Source organism: Cellulosimicrobium sp. RS, assembly GCF_046159675.1.
In the GTDB taxonomy this organism is placed as follows: Bacteria; Actinomycetota; Actinomycetes; order Actinomycetales; family Cellulomonadaceae; genus Cellulosimicrobium; species Cellulosimicrobium funkei.
This window is the reverse complement of the sequence record NZ_JBJXVU010000004.1, coordinates 285,172-300,242: the sequence shown is the minus strand read 5'-3', so window position 1 is coordinate 300,242 and position 15,071 is coordinate 285,172. Positions and strand designations below refer to the sequence as shown.

General features: G+C 77.0%; 9 protein-coding genes and 1 tRNA gene. All 10 read right to left on the bottom strand.

Going from position 1 to position 15,071, the window contains the following annotated elements:
- Positions 1–8 precede the first annotated feature (8 nt).
- Complete coding sequence (locus tag ACI769_RS08780; RefSeq protein WP_085387728.1) at positions 9–1,700, bottom strand: bifunctional 3'-5' exonuclease/DNA polymerase; 1,692 nt, start codon at positions 1,698–1,700, stop codon at positions 9–11.
- Complete coding sequence (locus ACI769_RS08775; protein ID WP_409141476.1) at positions 1,697–3,808, bottom strand: hypothetical protein; 2,112 nt, start codon at positions 3,806–3,808, stop codon at positions 1,697–1,699. Before ACI769_RS08775 ends, ACI769_RS08780 begins: the two co-directional genes overlap by 4 nt.
- A complete protein-coding gene (locus tag ACI769_RS08770; protein WP_198163055.1) occupies positions 3,805–5,010 on the bottom strand; it encodes a VWA domain-containing protein in 1,206 nt (401 codons plus the stop codon). Before ACI769_RS08770 ends, ACI769_RS08775 begins: the two co-directional genes overlap by 4 nt.
- Positions 4,986–7,505 carry a DUF5682 family protein gene (locus ACI769_RS08765; RefSeq protein WP_409141475.1) on the bottom strand — a complete coding sequence of 840 codons (2,520 nt, stop codon included), beginning with the start codon at positions 7,503–7,505 and terminating at the stop codon, positions 4,986–4,988. Before ACI769_RS08765 ends, ACI769_RS08770 begins: the two co-directional genes overlap by 25 nt.
- The gene (locus tag ACI769_RS08760) at positions 7,496–8,629 is read right to left on the bottom strand and encodes an AAA family ATPase (RefSeq protein ID WP_144722543.1); all 1,134 of its coding nucleotides are present in this window, start codon (positions 8,627–8,629) and stop codon (positions 7,496–7,498) included. The genes ACI769_RS08765 and ACI769_RS08760 overlap by 10 nt, the downstream gene beginning before the upstream one ends.
- A 130-nt stretch (positions 8,630–8,759) precedes the next feature.
- The gene (locus ACI769_RS08755) at positions 8,760–10,046 is read right to left on the bottom strand and encodes a YihY/virulence factor BrkB family protein (RefSeq protein WP_171468056.1); all 1,287 of its coding nucleotides are present in this window, start codon (positions 10,044–10,046) and stop codon (positions 8,760–8,762) included.
- Between the two features lie 36 nt (positions 10,047–10,082).
- Positions 10,083–13,811, bottom strand: coding sequence for a DUF4132 domain-containing protein (locus ACI769_RS08750; protein WP_409141474.1), 3,729 nt, complete (start codon positions 13,809–13,811; stop codon positions 10,083–10,085).
- Positions 13,812–13,953: 142 nt separating this feature from the next.
- A tRNA-Val gene (locus ACI769_RS08745) sits at positions 13,954–14,027 on the bottom strand.
- A 69-nt stretch (positions 14,028–14,096) separates the two neighbouring features.
- On the bottom strand, positions 14,097–14,594 hold the full coding sequence (locus ACI769_RS08740; RefSeq protein ID WP_085387722.1) for a peroxiredoxin: 498 nt from the start codon (positions 14,592–14,594) through the stop codon (positions 14,097–14,099).
- Positions 14,578–14,991, bottom strand: coding sequence for a DUF3052 domain-containing protein (locus ACI769_RS08735; protein WP_031316633.1), 414 nt, complete (start codon positions 14,989–14,991; stop codon positions 14,578–14,580). The genes ACI769_RS08740 and ACI769_RS08735 overlap by 17 nt, the downstream gene beginning before the upstream one ends.
- Positions 14,992–15,071: the final 80 nt, after the last annotated feature.

The window sequence follows — 15,071 nt, the reverse complement described above, 5'->3', positions numbered from 1 at the left end:
GCCGCGCCTCACTTCGCCTCGGCGTAGTGGTCGACGACCGCGACCGTGAGCGGGAAGTCGACCGGGAAGTCGCCGAACAGGAGGCGACCCGCCTCGGCCGCTGCGGCGCGGACCTCGTGCGCGACCGTCTCGGCGAGCTCGGCCGGCGCGTGCACGACGACCTCGTCGTGCAGGAAGAAGACGAGGTGCGCCCGGTCGGCGAACGGGGCGGGCGCCGCCCCGGGGGTCGCGGCGAGGGGCAGGTCCCACAGCCGCCGCCGGATCGACGCGAGCCAGCACAGCGCCCACTCGGCCGCCGTGCCCTGCACGACGAAGTTGCGCGTGAACCGGCCCCAGGCCCGCGTGTACGACCGGGCCCGCGCCTGCGCGTCGGCCCCGGACCCGGCGTCCTCCGTGGCACCGACCTCCTCGACCGCGTACGCCCCGTCCTGCGCGGCGTGCCACGACTCGCCGGGGCGCGGGGAGCTGCGGCCGAGGAGCGTCGAGACGATCTCCCCGCGCTCACCCGCCTGGGCGGCGCGCTCCACGAGGCCGATGGCGTCGGGGAACGCCTTCGCGAGCCGCGGGAGCACGAGCGCGCTGTCGCCGGTCGTGCCGCCGTACATCGCGCCGAGCATCCCCACCTTCGCGTGGTCGCGGGTCGCGACGGCGCCCGACGCGACGATCCCCGCGTACATGTCGCCCCCACGGCCCGCGGCGGCCATGCGCTCGTCGTGCGCGAGCCCGGCGAGCACGCGCGGCTCGAGCTGCGCGGCGTCGGCCACGACGAGCCGCCAGCCCGGGTCCGCGACGACGGCGCGCCGCACCTGCTTCGGGAGCTGCAGCGCTCCCCCGCCGCTCGACGCCCACCGGCCCGTGACGACCCCGCCCACGACGTACTCGGTACGGAACCGGCCGTCGTGCACCCAGGTGTCGAGCCACGCCCAGCCGTTCGCCGTGAGGAGCCGTGCGAGCTTCTTGTACTCCAGCAGCGGCTCGACGACGGGGTGATCCGTGCGCTCGAGCTCGCCCTTGCGCAGGGACCGCACGCCGACGCCCGCGTACTGCAGCGCCTTGAGCAGGTCGGGGTGGGAGTCGGGGTTGAGCGTGGGCGGCGCGTCGAGCGCCGTACGGATGCGCGCGACGAGCTCCTCCATGCGCGCGGGCCGCTCGCCCGGCCGGGGCCGTGGTCCGAGCTCGCCGCTGAGGATCGCGTCGTGCACGTCGGCGCGCCACGGCACGCCCGCGTGGTGCATCTCGGCGGCGACGAGCGCGCCCGCGGACTCGGCGGCGAGCAGGAGCCGCAGCCGCCCGGCGGCGTCCGGCCCGTCCGCGGCGACGACGGTCGCGAGCTGGTCGCGGAGCTCGGCGACGGGGTCGAGCCGCACGCTCGGGCCGTCCTGCGCACCGAGCTCGAAGAGCCCGACGGGCTGCCGCGGCGCGGACGGGTCGCGCCCGGCCGGCACCGCGACGAGCGCGTCCCAGGGCCCGGGGTCACGTCGTGCGAACGGCGTGCCCGCGACGAGCCGCGAGCGTCGTAGCAGCACGTGGGACAGACGCAGGTCGTGCGACCGCTCCACGCGCCGCCCGGCCGTGAGCAGGGGCGGGTACCACCGGTTCGTGTCGTCCCAGGTCTCGCGGACCGGGTCCGGCGGACCGTCCGCGACGTGCTCGACCCGGGCCCGTCCCGGCGAGCCGACGTGGACGGCGTAGGTGCTCACGCGCTCGCCTCCCGTGCTCGGGGCCCGGGGTCGGGCGCGGCGGCCACGGCGCGCGCGAGCGCCCGGCCCCGGGACGCGATGAAGCCGGCGCGCAGGAGCCGGGCGGAGTCGGGCTCGTGCGCGACGAGGCCGACCGTGGCGGCGAGCGTCGTCGCCCCGAGGTCGTCGGCGGTGCGCGCGGCGCGCGCGAGCGCGCTCGCCTGGTGCGGCGTGAGGTGTCGGCGCCCCGTGGCGGCGAGCGCCACGACCGTGTCGAGCAGCGTGTCGCACACCTCCTCGACGGGCGTGGGCACGACCACCTCCCGCGCGTGCGCGCCGGCACGCCCGCGCAGCGACCGGACCCGGGCGCGGAGCCGGGTCCACGGGGTCGACCACGCCCGGTGGTCGTACGCCGGCGTCAGCGTCGGGACGACGACGTCGAGGCCCTCGCCCGGGCGGTCGACGAACAGCCCGACGGCCTCGTCGCGCCGCGACGCGAGGTCGCGCTCGACGGCGACGGCGACCACGCGCCGGCTCCCCGCCGCGACCCCGAGCAGGGTGTCGCACGCCGCCTCGTCCGCGGCGTCGACGCGCACGACCGTCTCCGCGCCGTCCGCCGCGACCAGCGTCCAGGTGAGCTCCTGGGCGACCTCGTCGAGACCGATCGCCCCTGCCTCGCGCACCATGACGACCCGCACGGCGGCGGGTGTCCGGCCGAACCCGGCCTCGACCCGCGGCGGGGTCGTCGCGGTGCGGGCCGCGACGTCACGGAGCTCGTCGGCGTCGAGCGCCCCGAGCGGCTCGACGGCGGGCCCCTCGCCCGCGCGCAGCCCCGTGTCCGCCCGCTCAGTCGCGCCGCGGAGCGCGAACGGGCCGCGGCACAGCGCCTCGACCGAGCGGCCCCAGACGAGCGGGAGGTCCCACGAGCGCCGGAAGGTCGGGTCGGCGCCCGGCGGGCGGCCGGTGGTGACCGACCGCACGCGCCCGGCGTCCGCGTCCCACAGGTGCACGGTCACCCCGCGCGCGCCCGACGCCGCGACCCACCACCGCGCACCGAGCGGCACGACCCGCGCCAGGTCGGTCGGGCGCTCGTCGGGCGTGCCGGCGTCGGGCGGCGGCTCCGCCTGCACGTACGCCCACAGCTCGGCCAGGGCCAGGAGGCAGTCCGTCTCGTCGACCGCGTCGCGGCGGTCCGCGAGCGCCTCGAGCCGCCCGACCGCGGACGTCACGAGACGCTGGACCGCGGGCCGTCGGCCGAGCCGCGCCACCACGCCCGCACCGCGCAGCTCCTCCAGGTCGTCGCGGCCGACGTGCGAGAGCCCGACGTCGAGCAGCCGCTCGACCGCGCGCACGACCTCGTCGGCCACCGCCCGGGCGTCGGGGACGCCCGTGACACGCGGCGTCGCGGCGGCCCGCTCGGGCCAGGGCCACGGCCGGCCGTGCGCACGCCACACGTGCACGAGCGCCTCCAGCCGCCACCGGCGCTCGTCGGCGTCGCTCCACGCCGCCCCCTCGCGGGCCACGAGCATCCCCGGGAACCCCGCCCCCGCGACGTACGTGACGCGCGGCGCGCCGGGCCACGAGACCTCCGCGCGCGGGCCGTCGACCGCCACCTCCACGGGCGGCCCCCCGACCGCCCCCTCCACGGGCAGACCGTCGGCCGACGCCTGCGCGGGACGAGCGGGCACCGTCTCGGCGACCGCCCGCACGACGGCGGCGCCCGCGGCACGGTGCACGACGCGCGGGTCGAGCGCGAGGATCTCCGCCACCGGGTCCGGGGCGGGAGGGGACGGCGTCGCGCCGTCACCTGCCACGGCGGGAGGCGGCGCGGGTGCGGCACCCGTCCCCCGCGCCCACAGGCTCGCGGCCACGACGTGCTGGCACGTGCCCGGCGTCGGGCACGCGCACCGCGCCCCCGCGGGACCGCGCGCGTCGAGCTCGACCCGCACCCCGGCCACGGACACGACGACGCCGTCGGGGCGCGCCTCGACCGGCTCGACCCGCCCGGCGGCGACGTCCTTGCGGGCGCGCCGCACGAGGCCCGGGCTCGCGAGCGTGGCGAGGGCGTCGTCGTCGTACCCCGCGTACACCGCAGCCCACGCACCGGGCCCGGCGCCGACCCCGTTCACGGGAGCACCTCGCCCAGCCACTCGGCGAACCGCTCCGGCGTGAGCGCCGCGATCTCCATGCCCTGCTCCGCGAGCCGGCGCGCGACGCCGCGGTCGTACGCGGGGTTCGCCTGCCCGTCGAGGGCCGCGAGCCCGAGCAGCCGGACGCCCGACGCGTGCAGGCGCCCCACCGCGGACACCAGTTGCGACACCGAGCCACCCTCCTCGAAGTCGCTGACGAGCGCGACGACCGTGCGCCGCGGGTCGCGCACGTGCTGCTCCGCGTACCGCACGGCGCGCGCGATGTCGGTCCCGCCGCCGAGCTGCGCGGTGAGCAGCACCGTCACCGGGTCGTGCGCGAGGTGCGACATGTCGACGACCGCCGTGTCGAACAGGACGAGGCGGACCGTGATCCCCGGCAGCCCCGCGAGGATGCCCGCGCTCACCGCGCTGTAGAGCACCGAGGCCGCCATGGACCCCGACTGGTCGACGAGCAGCACGACGTCGTACGACAGCGCCCGGCGCCGCCGCGCCGAGAAGCGCAGGTCCGTGACGAGCAGGCGCCCGCGCTCCGTGTCCCACCGGCCGAGGTTCGCGCGGACCGTCGCGGCGGCGTCGAACGTGCGGCTGGATCGCACGAACGAGCGGCGGGACCGGTCCCGGCGCCCGTCGACGGCCGTCACGAAGCGGGGGCGCAGGCGGCGCACCACGTCCTCGACGACGCGCGCGACGAGCCGTCGCAGCCCGTCCTGGACCTGCGGCCCGAGCCTGCCTCGCACGCGCAGGAGCGCCGACGCCAGCTCGGTGCTCGGCTCGACGGCCTCGACCGCCTGCGGGTCCGCGAGCAGCTCCGTCATGCCGTACCGGCCGACCGCCTCGACCTGCATGCGCTCGAACGTCTCGCGCGGGAACAGCGCGCGCGCCGACCCCAGCCAGTCGAGCCCCTCGACGATCGACCCGCCGCGGCCGCCTCCGCGGCCCCTGCCCCGGTCGCCGTCGGGGTCTCCCCCGGTGCCGTGCCGGTGGCCCCGCGCGGTGTACTCGCGGTCATAGAGGTGCCCGAGCGTGCGGTCCAGCGACTGGTCCGGCGGCGCCACGGGCAGCGTGTCGCCCGCGTACCGGCCCAGCACGAGGCGCCAGCGCCGCGCGGCCTCCTGGTCGTCCGCCCGCCCGGCCACGCCCAGACCGCCGCCCGCCGTCACGAGGCGCTCCCGCGAGCCCACGCGCCCAGCCCGTCCCGCTCGAGGACGGCGACGAGCTCGCGCTCCACCACCAGCGCGGCCCGCAGGTCGTCCTCCGAGACGTGCACGCGCCGGTCCAGCGCGTCCGCGCGCGTCCCGGTGCGGGCGGCGACGCGCTCGGCGAGCCGGTGCGTCTCGGTCGGCCGCAACCACGTGAACGCGCGCCGCAGGTCCGGCAGGACCGCGCGGAACGCGTCCTCGTCGAGACCACGCAGGCCCTCGTCGACGGCGTCAAACATCTCCGGCGTGTGGAGCAGGAGGTCCGGGGCCGCGCGCAGGACCCCGCCGAGGAACGCCGTCGCCGCCACGGGGTCCGCGCCGGGTGCGAGCTGGGCCCGCACCCGCTCGACGAGCCCGCGGTCGCCGGGCTCGCCGCCGAGCTCGTCGTCGAGCTCGTCGTCGACGGCGGCGAACGCGGTGAGCGCGCCGCGCACCGCCGGGGACGCGTCGGCGTCCTCGCGCACGAGCGCGAGCGCCTGCCCCACCGTCGCGGCCGCCGAGCCCGGTCCGTCCCGGCCCGCGCCGCGCACGTCGCGCACGAGGGACCGCAGCGCGACGAGGCTCGCCAGGGCGTCGTCCTGCGTCGTCGCGTCGGCCGCCGCGAGGTCCGGGACCAGGTACGCGGCCGTGGCCAGCCCCTGCTCCGCGAGGTCGAGCAGGGCCTCCGCGTGGTCGCCCAGCTCCAGCTCGACGCGCGCCCGCCACAGCGCGACGAGCCGTCGCATGCCCGCGACGACGGACGCGAGCGACGGGTCCACGTCGAGCGTGGAGCGCACGAGCGCGACGAGCGGGGGCAGCCGCTCCGGCAGGCCGACGACGACGCACTGCGCGACGAGGCGCGCGACGGCGTCGCTCGAGCGCTCCTCGCGCGCCCGGTCGCGCGCGTCGTCGAGCAGCGCGACCGCGACCGCCTCGAGCGTCGCCCCGCGGTGGGAGAGCTCGACGAGGCGCGCCTCGACGAGCGGCGTCCACGCGTACGTCCACTCCTCCAGCACGAGACCCAGCCCGCGGCCCGCGACGTGGTCGGGGCCCGAGACCCGGCGGGCGAAGCCCAGCTCGAGGAACGCGCACAGCGCGAGGAACCGGCGCCGGTCGCGGTGCGCGGCACGACGGCGGGCGTCGAGCCGCACGGTGCGCGGCACGGCGTCGGACACGTCGAGACGCAGCGCCCGGGCGCGGGCCCGGGCCTCCTCGACGAGCGGCGGGGCCGCACCGCCCGGGGCGACGTCACCGAGCGCGCGCCCGGCGAAGACCTCGGCGACCGCGAGACCGAGCGGGCGGTCGCCCGCGGCGTCCAGGTCGTCCGGGTCCTTCACGTAGCACGAGGTGATCGCGTCGAGCAGGTCGGTGCGGCACGGCCAGGGCCGTTCCCGCAGGGCCGCGAGCCGGTGCGCGTGCTCGACGGCGGCCTGGGACTGGGCCACGCTCACGAGGGCCCCGCGCTCCGACGCCCCGCGCCCGACGTCGACCAGCACCCCGGCCGCGGCGGCAGCAGGCCCGGCCGGGTCGTGGTGCGCGGCCCAGAGCCGGTCGTAGTAGCCCGGCGCGGGCATGCCCGCGCCGTACCCCCGCAGGGCGTCGAGCCGCTCGTCGTCGTAGCGGACGAGCCACGCGGGAGCGTCGGCGAGGTCGCCGTACCCGTCCGCGGGGCGCCGCGCCACGACCGTCGCGCCGTGCTCGCTCCCGACGAGCGCCTCGACGAGGGCGAGCGTGTGGAACGCGCCCGTCACGACGACGACCGGCCCGTCCGCACGCGCGGCGTGCTCCGCGACGCGCGCGGACATGCGCGCCTCGCGGTCGAGCGAGCCGTCGGCGGCGAGCGCCTCGTCCTCGTAGTCGAGCCGCGCGAGCGCGGCCCACGCGAACACGTCGTCGACGAGCTCGCGCCAGTCGCGCAGGCGCGCCGTCTCGCGCGCCTCGAAGAGGTGGTCCCACAGCTCGTCGTGGTCGCGGCACCCGAGCCGCTCCGCGAGCCGGGCGACCGTGCGCGAGTGCGCGAGGTGGCGCTCCGCGAGGACGGTCCGCGCGGCGGCTCCCCGCTCGTCGTCCTCCTCTCCTGCCCGCTCCCCCCACGGGGAGTCGACGAACGCGAGCTCCGCGCCCGCCGCGTGCCCCGCGCGCACGGCGACCCACTCGGGCGAGTACCGCGCGAGCGGGTAGAAGCCCGCGGCGCGCACGCCGCCTCCCGCGGCGTCCGCGAGGTCGCCGGCGAGGCTGAGGACCGCGACGGGCGGGACCGTCCGCTCGTCGAGCAGCGCGGGCAGGAGACGCGTGTACTCCTCGGGCCCCTCGACGAGCACGACGGACGGCCGGACCTCCGCGACCAGCGCGGCCACCGCGACCGCGCAGGCGGGACTGTGGTGGCGCACCCCGACGAGGTGCACGCCGTCGCGCTCGCGCAGCAGCGCGAGGTCGTGGGCTGCCTGTCGCAGCCGCGGCGGCGCGGCGTCCCACGCGGCGCGCCGGGCTACCGCCACAGGTCGCCCGCCGCCGTGAGGAAGTCCTTCCAGCGTGCGTCGGACCGCGCGCGCTCCCGCACGACGTTGTCCACGTAGTGGCGCAGCCGCCGCGCGTCCTCCTCGTCGCCCTTGAGCGCGACGCCGCCCACCTGGCGCGCGACCTGCCCCGCCGTGACCGTGCCGTCACCGAGGTAGCGCGCCTCGAGCGACGCCGCGATCGCGACGTTCACCGCCTCCGCCGTCGACATCACGGTCTCGGGGCGCTTGACCGGTGCGCCGCTCGCCGTCGTGCCGGTGCGCAGGTCCTGGAACACGGTGACGAGCACCTCGAGCACGTCACGGTCGAGCACCGGTCGGTCCTCGACGGGCCCGAGCTCGGCGGTGAGGCGCGTCTCGACGAGCTCGATCTCGAACGCGCGGTCGCGGATCGGCGCGACCGTCTCGAAGTTGAAGCGCCGCTTGAGCGCGGCCGACATCTCGTGGACCCCGCGGTCGCGCAGGTTCGCCGTGGCGAGCACGTTGAACCCGGGCCGCGCCGCGACGCGGGCGTCGGCGCCGAGCTCGGGGACCATGAGCTGCTTCTCGGACAGCACGGAGACGAGCGTGTCCTGGATCTCCGGGGCACAGCGCGTGATCTCCTCGAACCGCGCGACGCGCCCGCTCTCCATCGCACGGTAGACGGGCGACGGGACGAGCGAGCGCTCGCTGGGACCCTCCGCGATGAGCAGCGCGTAGTTCCACGAGTACCGCACGTGGTCCTCGCTCGTGCCCGCGGTGCCCTGCACCGTGAGGGTCGACGTGCCGCTCGCGGCCGCCACGAGCAGCTCGGACAGCAGGGACTTGGCCGTACCGGGCTCACCGACGAGCATGAGGCCCTGCCGGCCGAGCAGCGACACGACCGCGCGGTCGACGAGCGGGTCGTCACCGAAGAACTTGCGGCTCACGCCCAGCTCCCGGTCGCCCACGACGAACGCCCGAACGGCGCGCGGGCTCAGGCGCCAGCCCGGCGGGACGTCGGCCCCGCGCCGGGCGTCGGCCTCGGCGAGCGCCGCGAGCTCGTCGGCGTACCGGACCTCCGCCGGCGGTCGCAGCTCGGCGAGCGCCGGGGGCGCCTGCTCGTCACCGGTCGTCGTGCTCGTCACCCGGGCTCCTCCTCGGTCCGGTCGCGGGCACCGTGCCCGTGGTCCTGCGGGTCAGCGTAGGAGCCGCGTCCCACACGGCCGGCGCCGGTGCCGCGGGAGCGGTCGTCGACGGGTTCGGCGGCCGTGCGCGTCACGGGGCGCTCTCCCCACCGGTCCAGGCTGCGCCCGTGGCGCGTCCCGCCGGGACCACGCGGTGCGGGTCGGCCTCCGCGTTCACGACGCCGCCCACGAGCACGACGATGCTCGTGAGCCAGCCCCAGAGGACCCCGGCGAGGACGAGGCCGAGCATCTGCCCGGCCGCCTGGACGACCGCCGTCGTCCCCGCCTCGGAGCCCGGCGCCGCCGGTCCCGCGAGCCGGACGTAGAGCCCGAACCCCCAGGACACGAGGAGGACGCCGCCGGTCCCGACGGCCGCGCCCGGCAGGCACCGCCGCCACGTCGTGTCGACGTTCGGTGCGTAGCGGTAGAGCAGCGTGAGGTACGCGCCGCAGACGAGCACGACGGTCGGCCAGCGCAGCACGTCCCACGTCTGCCGGAAGGCCGCGTCGAGACCGAGCCGCTCGGCCAGGTCGGCGCCGTCGCCCAGGAGCGGGCCGACGACGACGAGCGCGACGACGGACACCGCCGTGACGATCGCGCCGAGGGCGAGCGCGACCCCCAGGACGTACTGCGCCACGACCCCGCGGCGTCGCTCGACGCCGTACGCGTCGTCCAAGGCTCGGACCGCGGCGCGGAAGACGCGGCTCGCGAGCCAGAGCGCCACGAGGAACGACCCGACGGCGAACCCGGTGCGCTGCTCGTCGAGCAGGCTGTCGACGAGCGGCGCGACGACCGAGGTCGACACGTGCTCGGCGAACACCGTGGTGAGCCCGCCGACGATCGACGAGCGGATCGAGTCGACGGTGTCGTCGCCGAGGAGCGGGCGCAGGAAGCCGAGGCTCGACCCGATCGCGGTCGTCAGCGGGATGAGCGAGATGAGGCCGTAGTACGACATCTCGGCGGCGAGGCCCGTGACGCGGACCCCGGCGACGCGGAACGCCGAACGGGCGGCGACGTCGGCGACGCGCACGCCTCGCACGCGCGGCCCGGTGCGCGCCGCGGCGGCGAGCACGCGGTCCTGCCACGCGACCCGGCCCGCCGCGCGCTCGCGCCGCCGCGCCGTCCACGGGCGGACCACCGCTCGCGCGCACCACGTCCCGGCGGCGACCGCGCCGGCCGCGGCGGGCACGCTCGCGAGGGCGCCGAGCGCCCGGGTCCCGCCGTCGTCCGCGGCGACGGCCACCACGACGACGACCGCCCCGACGCCCGCGAGGGCGAGCAGCGTCGACGTCGCCGTGCTCACGGCGGACCGGACCGCCGTCGACCGGCGCGCGAGCACGGCGACGAGCAGCCAGGCGAGCGTCGCGACGACGATCACGGGGCGGCGCCGCCGCTCACGGGAGCGTCCGGCGGGTCACCACTGGCTCTTCCGCTCCCAGTCGGGGTCGAACGAACCCGCCTCGGCCACCGCCACATAGTCCCGGTAGGCCTCCGCGACGAGGACGGGCGGCAGGTCCGCGATCCGCGCGGTCCCCCGTCCGGAGCCGCGGCCCGTCCGCTCGAACGTCAGCGCCGTCACCGCGGCCGGGATGTTCTCCTCCGGGACGAACGACCCCGTGAACTCGATCTGCACGACGATCCCCGCGCTCGTGAACGCCTTGGTGTACGCGCTGAACCACCCGGCGTCCTCGGCCTGCGAGCGGGAGTATCCCCGCTTCGTGGCGCGCCCGCGGATCGAGAAGCTGTCGGAGAACCAGCCCTTGTGGTCGTCGATCGCGGTCGCGCCCGCGGGGACGTCGGGCGTCGCGACGTCGAGCTGCGCGAAGAGCGGGGTGACCTCGTAGTCCGCCAGGTGCGCCGTCCAGGCCGCCGTCGCCTCCGGGCCGAGCAGGACGGCGTGCGCGAGCCCGACCGTGGACCCCTCCCCGAGCTCCACGTCCTCGTCGTCGGCGTCGACGAGCGCGCCGCCGTCGGGCCGGAACGGGCGGGCACCCTCCGTCCCGGGGTTCTCGACCCAGACGAGCCGCTCGACGAGGCGCGACATCACGGGGTGACCGAGGAGGTACTCCTGCCACTCCGACGCCGTCCACGTGCGGCCCACGCACATCGCCTCGTAGAGCCGCTGGTTCTGCAGGGCGACCACGGCCTTGAGCTCCTTGCGGCTCGCGGTGAGCTGCTTCTTGGCGGCCGCGACGAGCTCGGGGTCGTCCTGCGCCCGGGGCGCCGGGAGCGCCTTGACCACCTTGCCGGCGTCGCTCGTGAGCTCGAGCGTGAACGCGGGGGTGATGCGCCCGACGTACTCCCGGGAGCCGAGGTCGAGGTGGAGCAGGCCATCGTCCTCGAAGCCCGCGGTCTGGACGGTGCGGTCGGCGAGCTGGTCCGCCGTCCAGCCGCGCCGCTCCGCGAGCTCGCCCGCGAGCCGCTGCGCGGTCTCCTGGACCGTCGCCTGGCGGAACCGCCGCGAGACGGCGAGGAGCTCCTGGATCGCGGCCGGCTGCCCGTTCGCCGCGAGCGCGTGCACGAGCGCCTCGGTCTGCGCGCGACGCCCGACGTGCGCCTTCGCGTAGCGCTGGAACGTCGCGGCGAGCTCGGCGCCCGGCATCGCGACGGTCAGCGCGAGCAGACCCTTGTCCTTGACCGCCGAGCCGACGTACGTGGCCTGGTGCTCGCGGTACAGGTCGCGGTGGTGGTCCTCGAGCGTCTTGGACGCCTCGACCGAGTAGTGCTCGGGCGAACGCTTGGCCCATGCCTGGTACTGGTCGTACCGCAGCTGGGCACCGGCCGTCGCGTACGCGTCGCTCTCCTGCGGCGAGGGGTTGCGCGTGTCCTGCGCGACCCAGGCCGCGAGCACGTGGCTGCCGAGCCGGGCGCGGTCCTCCTCCTGGAGCAGCGACAGGTACCGCTCCAGCAGCCCGGCACCGCTCGGGTCCTTGAGCTTGACCGCGAGCACGACCCACCAGCGCAGGACCGTCGGGTCCACCGGCGAGCCGTCCGCCGCCCAGCGGGCCGCGGGCAGCGCGTCGAGGTCGAACCACGCCATGCTGACCGGCTTCTTCGCGCGCAGGCCCCTGGTCGCCTCCGCGAGCAGCGCCTCGGGCGCGAGGTCGGCCGAGATGTCCTCGCCCAGCGCCTCGAGCGCCGTGAGGAGCGCGGCGCGCACGACCTCGCTGCGCTCCTTGCCCAGCGCGGCGCGCAGCGCAGGCACCGCCTCGACGTCGCCGAGCCGGGCGAGCCACTCCGCCGCGCTGCGGCGCACCTCGGACCGGCCGTTGCCCAGGCCCTGCTCGGCCAGCCCGCGCACCCCGGGGTGCGTGCTCAGGGCCGCCTGCGCCGTCGCGCGATAGGTGCGGCCCTCGCCCAGCGCGAGCTCGGTGAGGCGCGGCAGGAACCGGCGCGGGACCTGCGGCAGCTGTGCGAGCACCGCGAGCGCCCGGGCCGGCTTGGCGCTGCCGTACGTGCGCTCGCGGTCGTCGAGCGCGGCGGCGAGCCGGTCGAGGTGCCCCGCGTAGTACGGCCACGCGTGCTCGGGCGTCACCGTGTCGGTCGCCCACCAGGTCGAGAAGTACAGCTCGTCGACCAGTTCCCCGGCGTCGTCGCGTCCGACGCGCCGCAGCGCCTCGTCGAGAACGCGCAGGTCGACGTCGAGCAGGTCGCCCTCGTGGAGCCGGTACCAGCCGAACCGCTCGCTGCGCCCGCGTCCCTCGTTCCCCTGCAGCCGCAGCCGGTGCAGGAGCGTGATGCCGGGGAGGCGCGAGAAGACGCCCGGCGCGGACAGCCGGCGCATGACGACGCCGCCGGGGCGCCGGGCGCTCGTCCCGGACAGGAACGCCGCGAAGACCCGGAGGTCGTCGTCGGTGATGCCGGGCAGCTCCTTGAGGTCCTGCTCGACGGTCAGACGGCGCCACCGCGGCCACCCGTCGTCGTCCTTCTTCCCTGCGTGCGCCGCCTGGTCGGCGCGGGCGCGCTCGAGGGCGGTGTCGATCGCGGCCCGCGCGGCGCGCACGAACTCGTCGCCGAGCACCGTCTCCGGCAGCGGCGCGAAGGGCGGCACGTCGATCTCGGGCTCGTCCTCCTGCGCGGCGTCGAGCACACGCGCTCGCTCGACGGTGTCGCGCAGCAGCGTCGCCCGGGCGCCCGTCGACCGCTCGGCCGCCTCCTCCAGGGCGGCCAGACCGCCGTCGACCTGGGCGAGCCGCGTCACCACGGCGCCGACGCGCGAGGCCGGGAGCAACGTGAGCAGAGGGGCGAGGAGCTCGCGCTGCCGCGCCGCGGGGAGCGGGACGAGCGCGGCGACCGCCGCCTCGCGCACCGCCTTGCTCGTGTCCGCGGCGAGCACGGCGAGCAGCGGGGCGAGCGTCTCGGTCGCCGCCGGGTCCGCCGCGACGAGCGCCACGAGCTCACCACGCCCCGCGGCGCTCACCCCCGGCAGCACCCGCGTCGCGACGTCCAGGTGCGCGACGACGAACTCCCGCGCCGGGTCGCCCAGCAGCGCCGGGCCCAGGTGCCGCGACGCCCAGCCTGCCGACGCCGGCCGCTCGAACAACTCGCGCAGCACCACCGCCGGCGCGTCCGCCTCCGGCACGCCGCCCTCGACCGCGAGGGCCACGAGCAGGTCCGGCGTCCAGCGGTCGGGCGCGCCCTTGCCCTTCTGGCCGTGCCGGCGTTCGTTCGCGCGCCGCGACATGTCGTTGACGAGCGTGGTGAGCCAGCGCGGGTCCGACGCCCGCTCGCGGTCCACCTCGGACGAGACCGCGCTGAGGACGCGGCCGAGGCGCACGAGCTCCGGGACGGTGACGGAGTCCGAGAGCGTGTAGAGGTTGGAGCGCGCGGTGACCGCCTTCGCCGACGTCCACCCCGGCACGGCGGCCTTCAGCCGGTCGTCCTGGGCGGGGGTCGTCCACGAGTAGACCCCGGACTGGCCGGGACGGCCGAGGAGGGCTTCGACGTCGCCGCCCCGCAGCGCCTCCAGCTCGAGCAGCACCTCCGGTCCCTCACCCCGGTGCACGTACGCGACCGCGCGGTCCGCGAGCTCCGGCGAGGCGACGGCGAGCACCTTCAGGGCGTCGACGAGCCGAGCGCTCGGGCGGTCGCCTCCCGTCTGCCCCTCGTCACGCCGGAACAGACCCTTGACCTTCTCGAGCACCCTCTACCTCACCGTCACGTCGTCGCTGCTGGTGGGCCCGATGCTAGGGGCGGCCGCCGACACGGCGCGCTGCGCTCGCACGGGCGACGGGTGCCATGTCGCAGCACGGCACGACCATGACCGGCGGGGAGGGAGGTGTGGGTGGGCCCGGAGGGACTCGAACCCCCGACATCCACGGTGTAAGCGTGGCGCTCTAACCAGCTGAGCTACAGGCCCTGGAACGGCGGAGCACAGCCTACCGGGTCGGCACCCCGCCACCGGCCACGACCGCCGGGCACTCGGGGCTCAGAGCTGTTCCAGCGCCCGTCGGTAACCGTCGAGGTCACGACGCTGCCCGCGCGGGTTGACGACCGACCACCGGACGATCCCGTCGGCGTCGAGCAGGAACGAGCCACGCAGCCCGAGGCCGTTGTCCTCGTCGAGGACGCCGTAGGCCCGTGCGACGTCCCCGTGCGGCCAGAAGTCGGAGAGCAGGTCGAACTCGAAGCCCTCCTGCGCCGTCCACGCCTTCTGCGCGAACACCGAGTCGCACGAGATGCCGAGCAGGGTGACGCCGGCCGCCTCGAACTCCTCGAGGTTGTCGCGCAGCTCGCACAGCTCGCCCGTGCAGATCCCCGAGAACGCGAAGGGGTAGAACACGAGGAGCACCGGCCCACCCCGCAGGTCCGCGAGGTGGACGGGCGTGCCGTGGGTGTCCGGCAGCGTGAAGTCGGGCGCCGGGTCGCCCGGACCGGGCGGCGTCGTGCGCCCGGTCGTCGCGGCGTCGTCAGCGACCGCGGCCACGGGTCCCGAGCTTCGTCGCGGACCAGTCGGGCGCGATGGCGAACGTGCTCGTCGCGTGCAGCCCGGCCGTGGTCGCGGCCTCCTGGATGTCGTTGTGGCCCACGTGGCCGGGCCGGCCGGGCTTCGGGGTGAGCACCCAGATGAGACCGCCGTCGTCGAGCACGGTCTGGACGTCCACGAGCAGGTCGGTGAGGTCGCCGTCGTCCTGGCGGAACCACACGACCACGCCGTCCGTGACGTCGTCGTAGTCCTCGTCGACGAGCTCGCCGCCGACGAGCTCCTCGAGCTCACCGCGCAGGTCGTCGTCGACGTCGTCCGCCCAGCCGAACTCCTGGACCACGTTGCCGGGCGCGAACCCCAGTCGGTCCGCCCCGCTGGGCCCTACGGTGTCGGTCACTGTCGTGTCGTTCCTTTCCTCGTCCTGTCCGTGCGGTGGGCCGTCGCGCGCGCCCGGGCGGGCGCCCGCGCGCACGACGA